Below are 18,369 nucleotides of genomic sequence, written 5' to 3'. Positions count from 1 at the left end.
TCTACGCCGCCTCGCGGGTCGCGATCGTGACGCGCGTCCCCTCGCCGCTCGCGAACACCTGTGAGCCGTTGCGCCGGAAGGTGAGCCCGCCAGCGGCGGTCGTCCGGTTCCGACCGGGCACCGACGCGGTGGCGAGCGTCCGGCCCTCTCTGGACACCGCGAAGGCGAACCCCTCGTCGGTCGGGACCAGCGTGACGTTCCGGCCGGCGACGATCGGGTCGGCTCGGCGCGGCTCACTCGTGTAGCCGAGCGTCCGCTCGTCGCCGGCCGGCCTGAGGTACACCTTGTAGACGCTGTCGTTGCCGGCCGGTCGCCAGCCCGTGCGGTTGACGTGGACGTTCCGTCGCCAGCCGACGCCGCCGACGTCGACGGTCGCGAAACCGCGGTTCTGGAGCTGGGATTCGAGGACGACCGTCTGCCAGACGTGGCGTCGCTGGCTCGTGACGACGACGCCGCTGGTGTTGATCGCCGTCGGATCGTCGACGAACGGCAGGGAGACGCTCCGCACGTAGCCGTCGGGCACGTCCTCGCCGTAACTGACGGTGTAGTCCCGAACTTCGACCGTCGGCTGTGGGGCCGGCGAGTCGCCGATCGGCGCGACGTTGTACGGGATCGCCGCGCCGCTCAGCCCGACCAAGAGGACGACGACGACGGCCAGTCCGACCGTGTGGATCCCGGCCGTCGATTCGGGGAGTCGGCGCTCGACGATCCAGTCCAGCCGCGAGCCGGCCCGCTCGTCGGCGTCCCAGGTGCCGAGGACGACGACGGCCGTCAGCACGAAGACGACCGCCGCGCCGAGCCACCGAAACAGGACGAATCGGCCGTTGCCTTCCGGGACGTACAGCGCCCACAGTCCCTGAAACTCCGCGAACACGAGGAGTCCGAACCACAGCCGCGTCGGGTCGGGCCAGCGGTCCCGGTAGTACAGCAGGCCGAACCCGAGCAAGATGCCGGCGAAGAGTCCGATGGCGTGGCCCTGGATCGCGATGCTGGCCCACCACGGTGTGATGACGCGCGGACGCGGGACGGCGACGACGCGCGGTGTCTGGACCGCGACGACGAGGAATCCGAGGACCTGATCGGCCAGCAAGGCCAGCAGTGCCGTCAGCGGGCGCTGGACGAGTGCGAAGCCCGCGATGGCGAAGACGACCCCGGAGAACCCGACGACGGGCCCCAGTGCGAACAGCGACGTGAACAGCCCGACGACGAGCGCCCCGGCGGGAACGACCAAGATCCGGACGAACGGGTTCGTCAGCGCCGATCCGAACGAGTGAGCGCCTCGCTTTCGGGGGTAGTGGCCCCAGGCGTACTCGGCGACGGAGCCGAAAGCCGCCGTCGCCACGAGGTTGCCCGTCACGTGGCCGAGACTGGAGTGTGTGAACGCGGCCGTCACCATGCCCAGCGGATAGCGATACGACCACGATCGGAACGGGATCACCAGCGGATCTCTGGGGTCTTCGATGCCACCCTGGACGAACAGATAGACGAGCGCGACCGCGCCGATCGTGAGCACGGTGCCCCACGGAACGCCGAGCAGCAGACGCCGACGGAGCGCGCCGAGTCGCCGAGCCGTTCGATCGCTGGCGACGAGCGCGACCCCCAGCGAGACCACGGCGGCGAGGAGGACGGCAAGCGTCCTGAGGGGCAGCCACGACGGAACCGCATCCATCGGGCCCGGTAGCATGTCCCGATCATGGGACGGCTGTGGCTTATCCTTGGCGGCGACAGGTTGCACTCAGAAACCGGGTATCACTCTGTTACCTGGTTCGGAACCGAACCTATATATCTCGCTGGCGACAACGAGGGAGTGAGCCAACGATGTCATCCACGTTTTCCCCGGAGCCAGACGAGACCTGCCAGGTCGTCGAGTCCTTCGACCTGATCGGATCGAAGTGGCGGCTGGCGGTGCTGTACGAACTGCTCGACGGCGAACAGCGGTTCAACGAACTCAAGCGAGAGACCGGGACCAGTTCCCGCACCCTCTCGCGGGTCCTCGACGACCTGCAGGACCGTTCCTTCGTCGACCGGCGCGTCGAGGAGGCCGCGCCGGTCGCGACCTACTACACGCTAACCGAGAAGGGCGAGGCGCTCGCGCCGGTGTTCGACGAGATCGGCGACTGGGCCGACGAGTGGCTCGACGACGCCGTCGCGACGCCGGAGATCGAGACGCAGTGAGACGGATTCTCGTCGCGGTTTCCCGGGAGTCATCTCTCGTGGCGACGATCGGCGGGACGCACCGACGATAAACTGTATGACACGAGAGCGGCCCGACAGCGTAGCTTTTTCCACCTGCAAGTACCACTGTTGACTCGATGGGAGTCCGGCCACCGGCAGACGACGACGGCGACGAACCGGACGCGATCGAGTTCGGTATCGCCGCGCTCGACGGAACACTGAGCGACGCCGATATCGAGTATCCGACCGACAAACAGACGCTCCGGTCCGAGATCGGGCACCGCGATGTTCCCTTCGACGCCACGGGCCACTCGATCACGGTCGCGGAGGCGCTCGAACAGGTCCCGAAGACGACCTTCGAGAACAAGCAGGAACTGCTCAACACCCTCCACCCGGTGTTCGAGGCCCGACGCGAAGCCACGAGCAACAGTCTCCTCTCGCAGCTTCGGGCGCTGGTCCCCTTCTAGGGGCGGCCAGTCGAACTGGCCCGCTCGCCGTCCGATTCTTCCTTCGTGCTCGGCTCCGTGTCGTCGGCTACGTCGGCGGCGGCCGACTCGTCGCCGACCTGGCGTGCGATCTCGCTCAGCCGCCGGGTCTGTTCGCGGTTCAGCGCGACGATCATGTCCGAGAGCACGCCGAACATGAGCAACTGGATGCCAAAGAGCAGCCCCGAGGCGGCGACGAGCGCGATCACCTCGTGGGAGACGCCGACGACGAACCACTCGTAGGCGACGTAGATCGCCAGCACGACCCCGGACAGTGCGCTCACCACGCCGACGCTCCCGAAGTAGAACAGGGGATTGTTCGTCTTTGCCATCCGGTACAGCGTCAGAATGATCACCGCACCGTCGCTGAACGGGTCCAGATTCGTCTCCGAGTCGTTCGGGCGGGTCTGGTAGGTGATCGGCACGACCGTCGTCGAGACCCCCTGTTTGACGCACTCGACGGCCATCTCCGTCTCGATCCCGAACCCGTCGGCGGTCAGGTCGAACTGCCTGACCGACTCCAGGGTGAACGCGCGGTAGCCCGAGAGGATGTCCGTCAGATCCCGGCCGTGGATCACCGAGAACGCCGTGTTGATGATCCCGTTGCCGATCTGGTTCAGTCGGGTCATCGCGCCGGGCTCCATGTCTGCAAAGCGGTTCCCGATGACGTGCTCTGCGCGCCCGTCGAACAGCGGCTCCAGCAGTCGGTCGGCCTCGTCGGGCCGGTAGGTGGCGTCGCCGTCGAGCATGAGGACGTAGGGCTGTTCGACGTAGCGGTCGAGCGCTTCACGGACGGCCTGGCCCTTTCCGGAGCCCTCGCCGGTGCCGGATTGCTCGACGACTCTCGCACCGGCCTCGGCGGCGAGTTCGCGCGTGCCGTCGTCGGAACCGCCGTCGATCACGAGTACGTGCTCGAACCCCTGTCCGACGAACGAGGCGACGACGTCGCCGATCGTCGCCGCCTCGTTGTACGTCGGGACGAGAACGCACACGTCGTCTCGGTCGGCCATTGTTGGCCTGTCCAGCGCGTGGACTCAAATATATACTGGTGAGCTATTCGGCACGGGGCAACTCGATCACGACGGCGGTCCCACCTCGGTCGCTCTCTTCGATCCAGACCGAGCCGCCGTAGGAGTCGACCATCACGTCCACGAAGTACAGTCCGAACCCGGTGCCACTCGACCCGCTTCGCCGGGCACCGCGTTCGAACACCGACGGTCGCCGTTCGGGCGGGATTCCCGGGCCGTCGTCCGCGATGCGGACCTGTACCGTCTCCGCGCTCTCGGTCGCAGTCACCTCGATTGACGGCGACGAGTCAGTGTGTTCGACGGCGTTGAGCATGACGTTGGCGAACACGTCGTCGAGGAGGTCGTCGCCAGCGACAGTCACGGCCGGCACGTCGATCGACACCGAGCAGTGCTGGTCCGCGCTCGTCGGCCGAGTCGCCGCCGCTTCGAGCATCGCTCGCAGATCGACCGGTTCCGGGTCTGTCAGACCGTCTTCGGACAGCGTCGACAGCACCGAGCGGACCTTCTGGGTCAGCTCGACGATGTCGTCGCTCCACTCCAGGATCGTCTGTGCGTGGTCGTTGAGCTCTCCGTCGAGCTCGGATTCGAGCCGCTCGGCCCGCGCCCGGACGACGTTCATCCCGTTGAGAATGTCGTGTCGGAGGATCCCGTTGAAGAAGTCCATCTGTTCTTTCCTGTTTTGCAGGTCGGTGATGTCCAGCCCCTCCGCGACGATCTCCGAGACGGCTCCGTCGTCGTACACCGGCCGGACCGTGACGGCCGTCTTGATGCGAGAGCCGTCGGCCCCAACGTGTGTTCCCTCGAACTCGACGGTCTCGCCGCCCTCGGCTCGCTCGATCGCGTCGCGACACTGCGCCTGCTGTTCGTCGTCGTGGTTCCACCAGGGCGTCTCCGGGAAGGGGCGGCCACGCACGTCGTCGATGTCGACCCCGGCGAAAGAGAGCGCCGTCTCGTTTGCACGCAGCAACGTTCCGTCCGGGTCGAGAATCCCGACGAAGACGTTCGGGGAGTCGAACGTCGCTTCGAGGAGTCGCTCGTTGCGATCCCGCAGCGACGCGATCTGCTCGCGTTCCAGTTCCGACTCGACCCACTGTCGAAGCGTATCGAGGAGCACTCCCTGCCAGGGATCCAGCGTCGATCTCGGGTCCGACGAGTCCCCGAAACAGAGCGTCCCATAAGTCTCGCTGTCGACCTCGATCGGGACGCCGACGTACGTCTCCAGACCCCACCTGTCGTAGGCCGGATCGTCCGGCGCGCTCTCACCGACATCGAGGATCGTGTACAGACCCCCGTCAGACAGCGTGTGTCGGCAGTACGTCTCGGCGAGTGGCGACGTGTCGCCGACGGCGTCGGCCGCGCTTTCGCCGGCCGCGACGGCGATCTCGTACTCGTCGCCGGTGACTGCCGAGAGGTATCCACTCGGATATCCGAGGTGCTGGCAGCCGACTTCGAGGACGCGCTCGATGCGCTCTTCGACGGCCCCGTCCCCGTCGGCCATCGCCGACGTGAGGTCCTGTAGCGCTTCGAGGTGACGCGTCGACGCGTCGGCCGTGTCGTCACCGCCCTCGGAGTCCATGCCAGCTAGTGGGCACGACACCGCTTCAATCCTCTGGCGGTCGAGGGCTCGCCACCACAGCCGTCACTGTCGTGCGAGGACTCGTGGCAAAAAGCCGCGACGGTCGTCACGGGCAGTCGACGACGTCACCAGGTGCCGTGGAAGGTGTCGAAGGCGAGTTCCTCCAGGTCCTCCTCGCCGATGGCGATGCGGTACTCCTGGGGCGTCAGCATCGGCTTCTTGAACTGCGGGCCGTCGTCGGTCGTGATCCGCGGACAGCCCGTGTTGACGTAGGCGTCCATCCCGAAGTTCGTCAGGCGGTCCGGCGTCACCTCGTCCATCGTGATGAGGTAGGCGTCGTCGTTGTTCTCGACGATCTCGGTCGCCTGGTCCCAGCGACCCTGTCCGATCTTCGTACAGAAGATGACGCCCCATCGCTCGGCGTCCATCGCCTTGTGGACCGAGGCGTACCGCTGTTTCATGAACTTCTCCGTGTCGGCGACGTGGACGGCGTTGTTGACCGGGTCGGCGATGACGACCTTCTTGTCGGGGTGTTCCATCGCCAGCCCGAGCGGGTGGAACTTCCCACCGCCGACGTAGAGGATCTGGTCGGCGTCGACCTCGGCGCTGGCGTAGTTGCACCCGAGCACCTGTCCCTCGTGGGTCAGTCGGTCGTCGCCCTTGCGGGTGTGGACCTCGTAGTCGCGTTCTTCGAGCCAGCTGCGCATCTCGTCGAACTTGTTCATGTGCTGGGCCGTCGTCACGAGCCCGACCTCGGGGTCCTCGTCGGGAGCGGGAAGCTCCGATTCGAGGGCCTGCTCCATGATCGGGAACACGTCGACGTTCGAGAACAGCGGCACGTAGATGATCTTGTCCGACTCCTTCATCGGGGAGTGGCCGAAGTGAACGAACACGTCGGTCCGGCGCATCAGGTACGTGTCCAGGTCACAGGCACCGTAACAGGGCTGGCCCGAGATCATCACCTGCGTGTCGTCTGGGAGTTCGTCCCGGAGGTCGTCGGCGACGGCCGGTCCGCGGCGCTTCAGCCCTTCCGGGAACTGGAGTCCGACGGTCTCTGCGTCGCGGTCGGCGACCTCCTCGACGATGCGGTCGAGTTCGTAGTCCCACTCGCGGTCGTGCTTGAGAGCGAGCCCAGTCGCCCGGAGATCCCCCTCGCTGCGGTCCTGACTCATTGGACCGGGGTAGCGTCTCGGCGCGTATAACACGCGCGCTTCCAGACGGTGTCGCCGGCCGTGCCGACACTGTCTCCGCTGTGGCCGACCCGCTGTTCGTCGCGGAGCCACTCGTGGCGGCGAGACGTGCGACAGACCGACAGCCGGCAGTATCAGGACTCGTCGAGGAGAAGCTCCTGTGTGGCGTCGTCGACCGACGCCAGTCGATCTGCGATCCGGTCACCGAACGCGACGAATCCGAAGGCCAGAACGGCGAGCATCGCGCCACCGACGAGTGTCAATGCCATACACTGACTTGCCGCTCTACCCTGAAAAGCCTGCTCCCCCGGTGGCGGTTCGGCAACTCTTTAGGCGGCCAGCACCAAGGACGGAGAGATGAGTATCGAGTCCGAGACCTCCGATCCGGCCGTCGACAGCCACGTCGAAGAGATCGCCGCCGAGTTCGGCGACGCGATCACACAGCTACCGGTGTACCAGCGCTTCGCCGAAGCCAAAGCGGCCGTCGAGAACGACGAACAGGCCCAGGAGAAGATCGAGGAGTTCGAGTCCATCCGCGAGGAGTTCATGCTCGCACGCCAGACGGGACAGGCCGACCAGGAAGCGCTCAGAGAGCTCCAGGCCGCACAGGAAGAGCTCCACGACCTGCCGGTCATGAGCGAGTACCTCGAAGTCCAGAGCGAACTCGAACTGCGCCTCCAGGAACTCAACGAAGTCGTCTCCGAGCAGCTCGTCGTCGACTTCGGCGAGAAGGCCGGCGGCTGCTGCGAGGACTGACCCGACTGGCCGCCGGTTCGGGGTGTCGCCGCCCCGGACGGTGCCACTCCTGACGGACAGCCCGGCACCGGACGGGATGGGAACCGGCTCCACGCCGCGGCTCGCGGTCACTTCTCGTCGCCGCTTTCTTCCCGGAGTGACGACGCCGACCGACGGCCGGCGAGTAGCGCGTCGGCGGACCGCCAGTATCGTCGGCTGGACCTCCGGTGTCGCCGTCCGGAGTCTGCCGCCATTCGAGGTATCAGTGTCTGAAATAGGTCGCGAAATCCGCTGCCGTCGGCGTTCGTCGAAGCTGTCTCGATCAGCTACTTCCTGTGTCGCAGGTGAGTTCGAGGCGTCTGAAAACCCGCTACAGTTCCCGAATACAGAACCTGATAATTCGGCGCGTAGTCTTATTACCGAGCAGTGGCCACCGTTAGACAAGCGGAGCGAGTACTATTCAGATGCAACAGAGTGGGCAACGTGAGCGAGCGAGTGACCGCGGTCAGGTCGGGATCGGGACGCTGATCGTGTTCATCGCGATGGTCCTCGTCGCGGCGATCGCGGCGGGCGTACTGATCAACACCGCGGGCTTTCTCCAGACGAACGCAGAACAGAGCGGCCAACAGAGCAGCCAGCAGGTGACCAACCGCCTCCAGGTCGTCGACATCGCCGGCACTGACATCGTGAAAGACGGCGAGGGCTTCGAGGTGACGACGGTCGACGTGACCGTCAAGCGAGCGCCGGGCTCGGGCAACGTGGACCTGTCGACGACGACCGCCCAGTGGGTCTCGTCGGGCGGCAGCTACAACGTCCTCAGCTACACGGCGGCCGAGGGATCGGGCGGATCGAGCGGTGACGCCGGGTTCATCACGTCGACGCTGCAGGACGACGACGGCTCGATCTCGAACAGCAACGCCCTCAACGACCAGGCCGACCGGGCGATCATCAGGTTCCAGACCGACTCGGTTCCCAGCAGCGAAGAGGAAGACGACCTGAACGGGAAGCTCGTCAGCGGCGACCTCACCGAGGGATCGTCCGCCGAGATCAGGCTGACTACCCAGGCCGGCGGCGAGACCACCGCCACGGTCGTCGTGCCCGAGTCCCTCTCGGGCAAGTCCGCCGTCTCGCTCTAGGCCGTCGCCCGCTTCCGCAAGGACTTAGCGGCCGCTCGCGACACGTGCAACCATGACTGTCGACTCCGACTGGGGCGACTGGCTCGTTCGCGCGGTCGAAGACGCGGATCCCGACGGACTCGCGATCTGGTATCTGGGCTGTAACGGCTTCGTACTCAAGTCCAGCGGCGGCGCAGTCGTCTACATCGACCCGTATCTGGGTATCGGCGATCCGCCGCGGACGGTCCGGATGATTCCGGTCCCGTTCGATCCCGACGACGTGCGCGAGGCGGACGCGGTCCTCGCGACCCACGAACACACGGACCACACGCACGGCCCGAGTCAGGCACCGATTCTCGCCGGGACGGGAGCCACGTTCTACGGCACCGACGCGAGCCACGACGTGGTCTCGGACGAAAACTGGACCGAAGCGTGGGACGTCGACGACGACCAGCTCCGCGAGATCGGTGAAGGGGACACCTTCGAGGTCGGTGACCTCACGGTCCACGTCGAACCCGCCAACGACCCCGACGCCGACCACCCCGTCTCGTACGTCTTCGAACACGACGCTGGAACCTTCTTCCACGGCGGCGACGCGCGGCCCGGCGCGTTCGAGCCGGTCGGCGAGTCCTACGACATCGACGTGGGCGTCCTCGCGTTCGGCACCGTCGGGATGATCCCCGACAAGGAGACCCGCGAACCCGAACGCACGAAGTGGTACAACGACGAGAACAGGATCGTCGAAGCCGCGAACGAACTCCAGCTTGAGACGCTCGTCCCGACCCACTGGGACATGTGGAAGGGCATGACGACGGAGCCGACGGTGCTGCACAACCACGTCAACAGCTTCCCCGCTCCGGCGACCCTCGACATCGTCGAGATCGGCGACCGGATCGACCTGGGATAAATTGCCAGCTCACAGAAGTAATAAGCTAGGCAATACGTATCTTTAATATTCTCGCTCGACGCTATTCGAGACATGAGTGACTCTCAGGCGTACGAGGAGATTACTGTGGCCTCCGATGGGGTGACCGTCACCAAACGGTACGAGGCCGACGAGTTCCCGGTGCCTGCCATCGCGTTCAAGTTCGCGTCCAGTCGGACCGAACCGGTGACCGTGCGGCTGACCGACGTGGTTCCGGAGGACGTGGCAGTCGAGGATCTGGGCTTTCACCCGGAGTACGGGAGCGAGTTCTGGACGATCGACGACGACGAGATCGCGTTCGAGCGTGAACTCGAAGCGGACTCGGAGTACACGACGGTGTACGGTATCCGTGCGACCGGCACCGACAACGTCGAGCAGTTCCTCACCGAACCCCGGATCGACCGCATCGACCCACCGCTGGAAGACGACGGGGGCGAACTGGTCGGCGAAGGGTCCGACGCCGTCAAAGACGTGATCAGCGGCGACGCCGACAGCGTTCCGGGACTCGAAGAGTCCGACGACGAGGACATCGAGACCCTCGATCTGAAGGACCCGAACAACGAGGGTCACCAGCGCGGTGCCACCGAACGCGCTCCCGAAGAGACAGACGGCGACGCCGAGGAGGCGGCCGAGGACGCGGAATCGGCCCAGCAGGCGGCCAACAACGGGACCGCAAGCAGCGTCGAAGTCGAGGGCGGGAGCCTCGTCGCAGCGATGGCGAACGAACTCCGGAACAACGAGGTCCGGAAGGAAGACGTCCAGATCCTCCGGAAGGCCTTCGACCTCGCGAGCGACGACGGCTCCGTGACGGCCCGAATCGACAAGCTCCAGAAAGACGTCTCCGACGTCGTCGCGTACACCGACGCACTCGAAGAGTTCCTCGACGAGAACGGGACGGGCGAACAGCTCATCGACGAGTTCGAGTCCGAGGTCGAGCAGTTCCGCTCCGAAGTCGAGGAGTTCGAGTCCGAACTGGCGTCGGTCAAGTCGACGGCCGCCGAGAACGGCGCTCAGATCGACGGACTCGCCGACGGCGTCGAGCAGATCGACGAGAGCGTCGACGACGTGACAGACGACGTATCGGAGCTGGAGTCGACCCTCGAAGGCGTCCAGGACGACCTCGAAGAGATACGCGAGGAGATGGCCGACGCCGGCGTGGAGAGCCAGATCGAAGAGATCGACGAGGAGATCGCCGAGCTCAAAGAGTGGCGCGAACAGCTCTCGTCGGTCATCGGTGGCGGCGGCGACTGACGCGACCGGCGGCTTCCGTTTCGCCTACTCCGTAGCGGCGAACGTCTCGACACGGAGACACACGCCGGTGTGAAACCGGACTCGTTTTACTCCCCCATCGTCTGTGTCATCGTAATGACGACGATCAGCGTGGCCGTTCCACGCAAGGGTCGCCCGCTGGAGGCCGTGCTCGAACGGCTGGCGACGACGGCAGCGTTCACCGAGATCGCCGACGACGTGATCTCGACGCTGCGCTACGAGAAGGCCATCACCAAGGACGACGCCACACCCGACGCGCCGGTGTACGATCGTCTCGCGGCGTACAGCGACCTCGACGACCCGACCAGACCCGAGTACACGCTCCTGCGAGACGACCGCGAGGGGATGCCCCGACGCGTCGTCTTCGATAGCCTGACGGTCCCGGTCGACGGAATCGACCTGCGTCTGGTCGGTCGAGAGGAGCCGTTCCGGTCGCTGCGCAAACACGAGTTCGCGCTGGGCTTTGACAGTGCCGACCTCGTTCTCGAAGAGGTCGTACAGCTGCGAGACGACCCCCTGACCGAGATCGCGGCCATCAACGAGCGGATCGATCCGGTCGACACGGACGTTCGCGTCGTCACCGGGATGGGTGATACGGTGTATCACACGCTGCTTGGAATCCCAGCGGTTCGCGAGTCGCTTTCTCACGATCTCTCTCGTGAGTTCCTCCGTGCCTACGAGGGCGAGCTCTGTATCTCGCCGCGCTACGAGCGGCTGGTCGAGGCCGTCATCGGCACGGACGCCCTGCGAGACATCGAGTTCGTCTACCCCGAGAACGGACAGGAAGAGGAGGCCGCCATCGCCGAGGCCGGGCTGGGCGTCTACCTCACCGTGACCGGTTCGACCGCCCGCGACCACGGGCTCGAACTGGGAGAGCAGCTGTTCCCCAGCGAGACCGTCCTGCTGGAGAACCGCTCGGAGGTCGGCGACGGCGTCGATCGAGTCAGGGAGCTGTTCGCTGCGCCCGACGAGTCCGTCCTGGCGCTCCAGTAGCGGCCCTGCGGTGACATCGGTGTCAGCACAGACCTTTGGCCCTCGGTGACCTACGTCGTCGTACGTCCGTCACCGCGACGGCACTACCACCATGTCACGACACAGCATCACGCCGACACGGACAGCCGGGGCCGACAGATGAGTGAGCCACACGCCGATCAGCCGGTCCACACCGCGGGCACTCCGCTGGACGACGCCAGCGTCGCCGTCGTGATGATCCACGGCCGCGGGGCCAGAGCCGAGGGGTTCCTCCAGCTCGCAGACGAGATCGACGTCGACGGCGTCGCGTATCTCGCACCGCAGGCACAGCGCGGGAGCTGGTACCCCAACCGCTTCGTCGACCCGATCGAGAGCAACGAGCCCCATCTCACCGCTGCACTGGGCGTCGTCGCGGACACGGTCGAACGAGCCCTCGAAGCCGGCATCGACCACGAGCAGATCGTCCTGATGGGGTTCTCCCAGGGTGCCTGTCTCGCCAGCGAGTACGTCGCCCGGAACCCCCGCGAGTACGGTGGACTCGTCGCCTTCAGCGGCGGACTCATCGGACCGCTCGGGATGGACTTCGACCACGACGGAGAACTCGACGGGACGCCGGCCTTCTTCGGCTGTAGCGACTCCGACCCGCACATTCCGGAGACTCGCGTCACCGAGTCCGCGGACGTGTTCGAGCGTCTCGGAGCCACCGTCGAGACGCGACTCTACGAGGGAATGGGCCACACGATCGTCGACGACGAGGTCGAGTACGTCGTCGATCTGCTATCGACGCTTGCGGGTTCGGACTGAGACTGTCGCCGGTGGGATTCCCACCGGGCGGGAACGATCCCGTACCGGTGACCAACGTCACTTATCAGTCTCGAACGCCTTGTCTCAACTCGAATGCTGTCAGACGAGTTCGGTCGCGAGGTCTCGGGCGTCCGCGTCTCGCTGACCGATCGGTGTAACTTCGATTGCGTCTACTGCCACAACGAGGGGCTGGGCGACACGCGCGGGCCACTGGCGGCCCAAGACGACGAACTCTCGACGGATCGGGTCGTCGACTTCCTCGAAGTGGCCGCCGACTTCGGCGTCGACTCGGTGAAGTTCACCGGCGGGGAACCGCTACTCAGAGAGGACCTCGCGGAGATCGTCGCACGGACGCCCGACGAGATGACGGTGTCGCTGACGACGAACGGAACCTACCTGCCCGGGCGAGCGACCGAACTCGTCGACGCCGGACTCGAACGGGTCAACATCTCCCAGGACGCGCTCGACCGGGAGGCGTTCGCCGAACTCACTCAGAGCGGCGCGTACGACCGAGTGCTGGAGGGCGTCGAGGCGGCGGTCGACGCGGGACTCGCCCCGGTGAAGATCAACATGGTCGTGTTCGAGCCGACGGCGGGATACGTCCCGGAGATGGTCGATCACGTCGTCGAGAACGAGGGACTTCGCCTCCAGCTCATCGAGTACATGCCCGAGCTGGCCGGCCACCCGGAGTGGGCGATCGACATCGATCGCGTCCACGACTGGCTGTCCGACGAGGCCGACCGGATCGAGCACCGCCAGATGCACGACCGGCGGCGGTACTTCGTCGCGAGCGACGACGGCGATCGCGAGGGGATGGTCGAGATCGTCGACCCGGTGGGCAACGAGACGTTCTGTGCGAACTGCCACCGGGTGCGACTCACTCACGACGGCTACCTGAAGGGCTGTCTGAACCGCAACGACGACCTCCGGTCGATCGGCGAGACGAAGTCCCGGATGCGCGAGGCGTTCCGGGCGACCGTAGCCGGCCGCGTCCCCTACTACGGCGAGTACATGGTCGAGACCGAGGACGGCTGGGAACCCAACGAGCAGTACCGCGACGAGGAGGGCGACCGTGCCCCCTACGCCTACACCGAGGACTGATCCGGATGCGTGTCGCAGTTTGCCCGGTCGACGCACGGCGTCCGGCCGAACGCGGTGCGGACGGGCTCGCGAAGTCGTAGCTTTTTGCCCTCCGGCGGCCTGTGTTCGAGTATGACAGACGACCCTCAGGGCGTCGGATTCAGAGAGCGGACGCGGCTCGGGCCGGCCCGCGAGCGGCTGCTCGACTCGCTGTCGCCGGTGTCCCGAACTGAGGACGTGCCGATCGCGGACGCCGACGGCCGGGCACTCGCGAGCGAACACACGGCTCGGCGGCCGGTGCCACACTATCCGCGCGCGGCCATGGACGGCTTCGCCGTCCGGGCCGAGGACACGTTCGGAGCGACACGCCGGTCGCCGGTCCGACTGGAGCGATCGGAGTCGGTCGGTCCGAACGCCGCCCGCCGCGTCCACACCGGGAGCGAACTGCCGTCGGGTGCCGACGCGGTCGTACGGGTCGAGCAGGTCGAGGTCGACGACGAGTGGATCGAGGTGTTCGACGCCGTCGCCAGCGGCCAGAACGTCGGGCCAGTCGGTGACGACGTCGCGGAAGGGCAGCACCTGTTCGATCCCGGCCACCAGCTCCGGCCCTCCGATCTGGGACTGCTGAAGGCACTCGGGGTCGAGACCGTCGAGGTGTTCGAGCGCCCGCGGATCAGCGTCGTCCCGACGGGCGAGGAACTCGTCCAGTCCGATCCGGAACCGGGCGAAGTCGTCGAGACGAACGGCCAGACCGTCGCTCAGTACGTCCGGCGGTGGGGAGGGGAACCGACGTACCGCGACGTGGTCACCGACGACGAGGCAGCACTTCAGAGGGCAATCGAGCGGGACCTCGACCACGACCTGATCGTGACGACCGGCGGCTCCTCGGTCGGTGAGCGGGATCTCTTGCCGGCGGTCGTCGACGATCTCGGGTCCGTCTCCGTCCACGGCGTCGCGCTCAAGCCCGGCCACCCGGTCGCCGTCGGCCGCGTCGAGGAGACGCCGATCCTCGTGTTGCCGGGCTATCCGGTGGCGACGATCGTCAACGCCGTCCAGCTGCTCCGGCCGGCCCTCAAGACGCTCGCACACCTCCCCGAGCGCGAGCCACCGGTGACGGAGGCCCGACTGGAGCGAAAGGTCGCCAGCGAGATCGGGACGCGCTCGTTCGTCCGGGTCCGGCTGGATGACGAGGGCGACGAGCAGACGGCGACACCGACCAGAGCGAGCGGTGCCGGCGTCCTCTCCAGTGTCGCGCTGGCGGACGGCTGGGTCGTCGTTCCAGAAGACAGCGAGGGGTACGACGCCGGTCGAACCGTCGCCGTCGAGGACTGGGAGTGGTCGCCGTGAGCGACCGCAAGGAGTTCCGTGACCTCGCGACGCCCGAGCGCGCACACGAGGTCGTCGACGGCCTCGACATCGATCCCGGGGCCGAGACGGTCCCCCTCGACGAAGCTCGCGGGCGCGTCCTCGACGAGCGCATCGACGCGACGCTGGACGTGCCGGGGTTCGATCGGGCGAGCATGGACGGGTACGCGGTCCGGGCCGAGGACACCTTCGACGCCGACGAGGCGAGCCCGGTGACGCTCTCGCTGGCCGGCGCGGTCCACGCCGGTGAGCGACCGACGGTCTCGGTCGAACCGGGAACGGCGGTCGAGGTCTCGACCGGCGCGGTGATGCCCGACGCTGCCGACGCGGTCGTGATCGTCGAGCGGACGACGACGACCGACGAGGGCGTCGAGATCAGAACCGCAGTCACGCCCGGCCAGAACGTCATGCTCTCGGGGGCAGACATCGCGGCCGGGACCCGAGCGCTCGGTCCCGGAACGCGGCTCACTCCCCGCGAGATCGGACTCCTCTCCGCGCTCGGCGTCGACAAGGTGCCGGTCCGGGCGAAGCCGACGGTCGGTATCCTCTCGACGGGCGACGAACTCGTCCGTCCGGGCGAACCCCTCCAGAGCCAGGCCGGACAGATCTACGACGTGAACAGCTACACGATCGCCGCGGCCGTCGCGGAGGCCGGCGGCGCGCCGGAGCTGTACCCCCACGTCGGCGACGATTACGAGGCCATGGAGCGACTGCTCCGGCGGGCCGCGACGGAGTGTGATCTCGTCCTCTCGTCGGGATCGACGAGCGCCAGCGCCGTCGACGTGATCTACAGCGTCGTCGAAGCCCAGGGGACGCTCCTCCTGCACGGGACCGCGATCAAGCCCGGGAAGCCGATGCTGGTCGGTGAACTCGACGACGCGGCGTACGTGGGCCTGCCGGGCTATCCGGTCTCTGCGCTGACGATCTTCCGGACGTTCGTCGCACCGCAGGTCCGCGACGCTGCGGGCCTCCCCGAACCCGCCACCGCGACCGTCACCGGCGAGATGGTCGTCCGGGAGCGCTCCGAGGAGGGTCGCCGCCGGCTGCTGGCTGCCGGCCTCGTCGAGAACGGCGACGGCGACCTGCTCGTCTACCCGGTCGACAAGGGTAGCGGCGCGACGACGAGTCTCGTCGACGCGGACGGAACCGTGACCGTGCCCGCCGACACGGCCTTCCTCGACGCGGGCGAAACCGTCACGGTAGAGCTGTTCTCGCCCGACGTTCGGCCTCCGTCGGTGCTGTGTGCCGGCGACTCCGATCCCGTGGTTTCCCAGCTCCTCGACGGGCTGGACAATCCCCGCTTTCTCCCGGTCGGGACGCACGAGGCACTGCGGCGACTGCGTGCGGGTATCCCCGACGTGGTGGTCGCCGCTGGCCCGACCGGAGAGTCGGCGGACGCCGTCGAGTTGGGCGGCTGGACTCGCGAGTGGGGACTCGTCGTCCCCGCGGGCAATCCCGACGGAATTGAGGGCGTCCCGTCGCTGATCGACGGCGACGGATCGATGGTCAATCTCGCGACCGGATTCGGGTTGCGTACCAGCTTCGACGCCCATCTCGACGCCCTCGCAGACGAACGCGAAGTCACTCGAAGCGAACTGACAGACGACATCTCTGGGTACGACCTGACGACCAGCGGCGACGAGAGCCCGGCACGAGCAGTCGCCGCCGGAGACGCCGACGCCGGCCTCGGACTTCGCGCGACTGCGACGGCGCTCGAACTCGATTTCGTCTCGCTGGGCCGACAGCGGGTCCGCGTACTCACAACGCCGGACCGTCGGGACAAGCCCGCCGTCGAGCGACTCGCTGAGGCAATCGACGAGGTCGACCGCTCGGAGTTCGCCGGGTTCGACTGATACTGCCGGCTGTCACTGTTTCACGATCACGACCACGGGTCGCGAAATTCTTCACAGACCGACAGCCGGCAGTATGACGCCGACACGCGATCGCTCTCTTCTCCCCGCGCTCTCGCACTCCGGCAGTTCCCCACCTGTGAGTGCGATCTGTACCGCAACTATTGATATAGCGGCATACAGTTTACGTGTCTGCGAGCTGCCGCCGCGCCGCCGACAAAATGGCATCGAGTGTTAACAAATATCATACACGTGCTCGTCGTAGACGGTGCGAACGCGGTCGCCCCACTCGTGGGTGTACGTATCGATCACGTCCTGGGCTACGTCGCCGCGCAGGTACTTCACGATCCCCCGATCACCCGTTCGATCGCGGAGGTGTGTCGTGAAGAAGTGTCTGAAGTAGTGAGGCGTCACGTTCTGGGCCGCGTCGCCGCCGTCCTGGTACCAGCCGCGGTCGCGTGCGTGGCGTTCGACGACGTGGTGGACCATATCCGGCGTGAGTCGCTTCCCCCAGTCTCCGCTCGTCGACGTGAACAGCGGCTCTGCGGTCGATCTCGGATCCGGGCGGACGGCCAGCCATCGTTCGAGTACGTCGCCCAACTCCGCGTCGACGGGGATCGTCGTGTCCCGCTTTCGCTTGTTCGAGGCCGTCCGCTCTTCGCCGTTGACGACCGCGCCACGCGCCGGCTCGGCCGAGACGAACAGCGAGTCGGGACGCTCTTCGAGCTGTGGTCGAATCGCAGTCCCCGCCGTGACCGCACACTCGGACAGATGCAGGTCACGAACGTCGAGGTTGCACAGTTCGCCCGCACGCATCCCGGTCTTCAACAGGGTGACGACGACCGCTCGCTCCATGGGGTGGTCGATGTCCTGGACGAACGACCGCATCGCCGGGATCGGGATCTCTCGGCGCTGGGGGTCGGTGTCGATCGTCTCGTCCATCTCCTCCATCACCAGCGCCATCGGGTTCTCCTCGAAGGTTCCGACCTGGTTCATGTACGCGTAGAACCGATGCAAGTAGGAGGCGTACGTCGCGACGGTCGAGTCGCTCTGCTCGTCTCTGAGCCCGTGGACATACGCCATGCAGTCCCGGTGGGTCGCTTCGCCCAGTCCTACCGGCCGGGCTCCGCTGTCGAGGAAGGACTCGAACTCCCGGAGCACGCGCTCGTAGTACTCTCGTGTCCGATCTGTCTTCCCGTGGTATGTCATGTCGTCCAGGAAGTAGCCCACCGGGTCCTCGCTCGCGTCGACGGCGTCGGTATCGGAGCTCATTTCTTGACGTACCCTCCCTCGCGCCCGCTGTATCTGATCTCGTCGCGCGCTTGCAGTTCCTGTAGCGTCTCGTCCAGTTGCGCTTCGATGTCGTCGGTCACTGCGGCGACCAGTTCGTCCCACTCGTAGCTGTCGCCGTCGGCGAGGGTCGAGAGAACCCGGTCTTCCAGACGCTGACCCTGGGGGTCAGCGTCAGATTGTTCTCCTTCACCGGATTTCTCCACTGTCGACGACCGGTCTTCGACCGAGTCGACGGTAAAACCACGCCTCCCGGCCTGTACCATCGATCTGACGAACTCGCTGAGACTCATGTCGAGTTCGTCGGCGTGTGCCTGCCACTCCTGTTTCTGGTAGGTCGGAACGTAGGACTGAATCCTCGCTCGGGAGGTGTCGACGTCGCCGTCACGTGCCATGTCGGTCTCGTCACTTCCCAGCCACATCAATCTAACTCACGCCCACAGATAAATGACCTTATCTGTGACACCGACATCCTATAACGGCCGTCTGGGAATATGTTATTTGTGTGTA

General features: G+C 66.4%; 18 protein-coding genes. 11 read left to right on the top strand and 7 right to left on the bottom strand.

All coding sequences use genetic code 11. The annotated features are described in order from the left end of the window. Position 1: 1 nt before the first annotated feature. Positions 2-1,684, bottom strand: a complete 1,683-nt coding sequence (locus IL252_RS00680) for a rhomboid family intramembrane serine protease (RefSeq protein WP_208625850.1) — start codon at positions 1,682-1,684, stop codon at positions 2-4. A gap of 134 nt (positions 1,685-1,818) precedes the next feature. Here IL252_RS00680 and IL252_RS00675 point away from each other — a divergent pair, with 134 nt between their 5' ends. Beyond that, positions 1,819-2,175 carry a helix-turn-helix domain-containing protein gene (locus tag IL252_RS00675; protein ID WP_170094492.1) on the top strand — a complete coding sequence of 119 codons (357 nt, stop codon included), beginning with the start codon at positions 1,819-1,821 and terminating at the stop codon, positions 2,173-2,175. 137 nt (positions 2,176-2,312) lie between these two features. Next, positions 2,313-2,642: a hypothetical protein gene (locus tag IL252_RS00670; protein ID WP_153553596.1), complete on the top strand. Its 330-nt coding sequence runs from the start codon at positions 2,313-2,315 to the stop codon at positions 2,640-2,642. Here the strand turns inward: IL252_RS00670 and aglJ are convergent. The 4 genes from aglJ to IL252_RS17700 all read right to left on the bottom strand — a co-directional run bounded on the left by aglJ (position 2,639) and on the right by IL252_RS17700 (position 6,723). Beyond that, on the bottom strand, positions 2,639-3,670 hold the full coding sequence (gene aglJ, locus IL252_RS00665; protein ID WP_208625848.1) for an S-layer glycoprotein N-glycosyltransferase AglJ: 1,032 nt from the start codon (positions 3,668-3,670) through the stop codon (positions 2,639-2,641). The genes IL252_RS00670 and aglJ overlap by 4 nt on opposite strands. Positions 3,671-3,713: 43 nt before the next feature. Next, positions 3,714-5,264 carry an ATP-binding protein gene (locus tag IL252_RS00660; RefSeq protein WP_208625845.1) on the bottom strand — a complete coding sequence of 517 codons (1,551 nt, stop codon included), beginning with the start codon at positions 5,262-5,264 and terminating at the stop codon, positions 3,714-3,716. 125 nt (positions 5,265-5,389) lie between these two features. After that, on the bottom strand, positions 5,390-6,436 hold the full coding sequence (gene dph2 / locus IL252_RS00655) for a diphthamide biosynthesis enzyme Dph2 (RefSeq protein ID WP_153553593.1): 1,047 nt from the start codon (positions 6,434-6,436) through the stop codon (positions 5,390-5,392). A gap of 152 nt (positions 6,437-6,588) precedes the next feature. Further along, positions 6,589-6,723 carry a hypothetical protein gene (locus tag IL252_RS17700; protein ID WP_015763443.1) on the bottom strand — a complete coding sequence of 45 codons (135 nt, stop codon included), beginning with the start codon at positions 6,721-6,723 and terminating at the stop codon, positions 6,589-6,591. 88 nt (positions 6,724-6,811) lie between these two features. On the opposite strand from IL252_RS17700, the gene IL252_RS00650 reads away from it, so the two are divergent. The 9 genes from IL252_RS00650 to IL252_RS00610 all read left to right on the top strand — a co-directional run bounded on the left by IL252_RS00650 (position 6,812) and on the right by IL252_RS00610 (position 16,572). Next, positions 6,812-7,210: a YlbF family regulator gene (locus IL252_RS00650; RefSeq protein WP_208625842.1), complete on the top strand. Its 399-nt coding sequence runs from the start codon at positions 6,812-6,814 to the stop codon at positions 7,208-7,210. A gap of 443 nt (positions 7,211-7,653) precedes the next feature. Next, positions 7,654-8,325 carry an archaellin/type IV pilin N-terminal domain-containing protein gene (locus IL252_RS00645; RefSeq protein ID WP_170094488.1) on the top strand — a complete coding sequence of 224 codons (672 nt, stop codon included), beginning with the start codon at positions 7,654-7,656 and terminating at the stop codon, positions 8,323-8,325. 52 nt (positions 8,326-8,377) lie between these two features. Then, entirely contained in the window at positions 8,378-9,211 is an 834-nt protein-coding gene (locus IL252_RS00640) for an MBL fold metallo-hydrolase (protein ID WP_208625839.1), read from the top strand. Positions 9,212-9,283: 72 nt separating this feature from the next. Further along, positions 9,284-10,480, top strand: a complete 1,197-nt coding sequence (locus tag IL252_RS00635) for a hypothetical protein (RefSeq protein WP_170094486.1) — start codon at positions 9,284-9,286, stop codon at positions 10,478-10,480. 114 nt (positions 10,481-10,594) lie between these two features. After that, the gene (locus IL252_RS00630) at positions 10,595-11,491 is read left to right on the top strand and encodes a hypothetical protein (RefSeq protein ID WP_208625837.1); all 897 of its coding nucleotides are present in this window, start codon (positions 10,595-10,597) and stop codon (positions 11,489-11,491) included. A gap of 138 nt (positions 11,492-11,629) precedes the next feature. After that, a complete protein-coding gene (locus IL252_RS00625; RefSeq protein ID WP_208625834.1) occupies positions 11,630-12,274 on the top strand; it encodes an alpha/beta hydrolase in 645 nt (214 codons plus the stop codon). A gap of 93 nt (positions 12,275-12,367) precedes the next feature. Continuing rightward, positions 12,368-13,375, top strand: coding sequence for a GTP 3',8-cyclase MoaA (gene moaA, locus IL252_RS00620; protein ID WP_208625831.1), 1,008 nt, complete (start codon positions 12,368-12,370; stop codon positions 13,373-13,375). Positions 13,376-13,486: 111 nt separating this feature from the next. Next, on the top strand, positions 13,487-14,701 hold the full coding sequence (glp, locus tag IL252_RS00615) for a gephyrin-like molybdotransferase Glp (RefSeq protein WP_208625828.1): 1,215 nt from the start codon (positions 13,487-13,489) through the stop codon (positions 14,699-14,701). Next, positions 14,698-16,572 (top strand): molybdopterin biosynthesis protein, encoded by a 1,875-nt coding sequence (locus tag IL252_RS00610; RefSeq protein WP_208625826.1) that lies wholly within the window; start codon positions 14,698-14,700, stop codon positions 16,570-16,572. The genes glp and IL252_RS00610 overlap by 4 nt, the downstream gene beginning before the upstream one ends. Before the next feature lie 231 nt (positions 16,573-16,803). On the opposite strand, the gene IL252_RS00605 is transcribed toward IL252_RS00610, so the two are convergent. Together IL252_RS00605 and IL252_RS00600 are read right to left on the bottom strand one after the other, a co-directional pair. Then, complete coding sequence (locus IL252_RS00605; protein WP_208625824.1) at positions 16,804-17,841, bottom strand: tyrosine-type recombinase/integrase; 1,038 nt, start codon at positions 17,839-17,841, stop codon at positions 16,804-16,806. Then, a complete protein-coding gene (locus tag IL252_RS00600; protein ID WP_208625822.1) occupies positions 17,838-18,254 on the bottom strand; it encodes a DUF5805 domain-containing protein in 417 nt (138 codons plus the stop codon). Before IL252_RS00600 ends, IL252_RS00605 begins: the two co-directional genes overlap by 4 nt. Positions 18,255-18,369 lie beyond the last annotated feature (115 nt).

This window comes from Halomicrobium sp. IBSBa, from assembly GCF_017612575.1.
Classification (GTDB): Archaea; Halobacteriota; Halobacteria; order Halobacteriales; family Haloarculaceae; genus Halomicrobium.
Note: the sequence above shows the minus strand (reverse complement) of the source record. Positions and strands in the feature narration are given on the sequence as shown.

Coding starts and splice junctions, on each gene's coding strand:
- IL252_RS00680 (WP_208625850.1), bottom strand. CDS start 1,684: ATGCTACCGGGCCCGATGGATGCGGTTCCGTCGTGGCTGCCCCTCAGG.
- IL252_RS00675 (WP_170094492.1), top strand. CDS start 1,819: ATGTCATCCACGTTTTCCCCGGAGCCAGACGAGACCTGCCAGGTCGTC.
- IL252_RS00670 (WP_153553596.1), top strand. CDS start 2,313: ATGGGAGTCCGGCCACCGGCAGACGACGACGGCGACGAACCGGACGCG.
- aglJ (WP_208625848.1), bottom strand. CDS start 3,670: ATGGCCGACCGAGACGACGTGTGCGTTCTCGTCCCGACGTACAACGAG.
- IL252_RS00660 (WP_208625845.1), bottom strand. CDS start 5,264: ATGGACTCCGAGGGCGGTGACGACACGGCCGACGCGTCGACGCGTCAC.
- dph2 (WP_153553593.1), bottom strand. CDS start 6,436: ATGAGTCAGGACCGCAGCGAGGGGGATCTCCGGGCGACTGGGCTCGCT.
- IL252_RS17700 (WP_015763443.1), bottom strand. CDS start 6,723: ATGGCATTGACACTCGTCGGTGGCGCGATGCTCGCCGTTCTGGCCTTC.
- IL252_RS00650 (WP_208625842.1), top strand. CDS start 6,812: ATGAGTATCGAGTCCGAGACCTCCGATCCGGCCGTCGACAGCCACGTC.
- IL252_RS00645 (WP_170094488.1), top strand. CDS start 7,654: ATGCAACAGAGTGGGCAACGTGAGCGAGCGAGTGACCGCGGTCAGGTC.
- IL252_RS00640 (WP_208625839.1), top strand. CDS start 8,378: ATGACTGTCGACTCCGACTGGGGCGACTGGCTCGTTCGCGCGGTCGAA.
- IL252_RS00635 (WP_170094486.1), top strand. CDS start 9,284: ATGAGTGACTCTCAGGCGTACGAGGAGATTACTGTGGCCTCCGATGGG.
- IL252_RS00630 (WP_208625837.1), top strand. CDS start 10,595: ATGACGACGATCAGCGTGGCCGTTCCACGCAAGGGTCGCCCGCTGGAG.
- IL252_RS00625 (WP_208625834.1), top strand. CDS start 11,630: ATGAGTGAGCCACACGCCGATCAGCCGGTCCACACCGCGGGCACTCCG.
- moaA (WP_208625831.1), top strand. CDS start 12,368: ATGCTGTCAGACGAGTTCGGTCGCGAGGTCTCGGGCGTCCGCGTCTCG.
- glp (WP_208625828.1), top strand. CDS start 13,487: ATGACAGACGACCCTCAGGGCGTCGGATTCAGAGAGCGGACGCGGCTC.
- IL252_RS00605 (WP_208625824.1), bottom strand. CDS start 17,841: ATGAGCTCCGATACCGACGCCGTCGACGCGAGCGAGGACCCGGTGGGC.
- IL252_RS00600 (WP_208625822.1), bottom strand. CDS start 18,254: ATGGCACGTGACGGCGACGTCGACACCTCCCGAGCGAGGATTCAGTCC.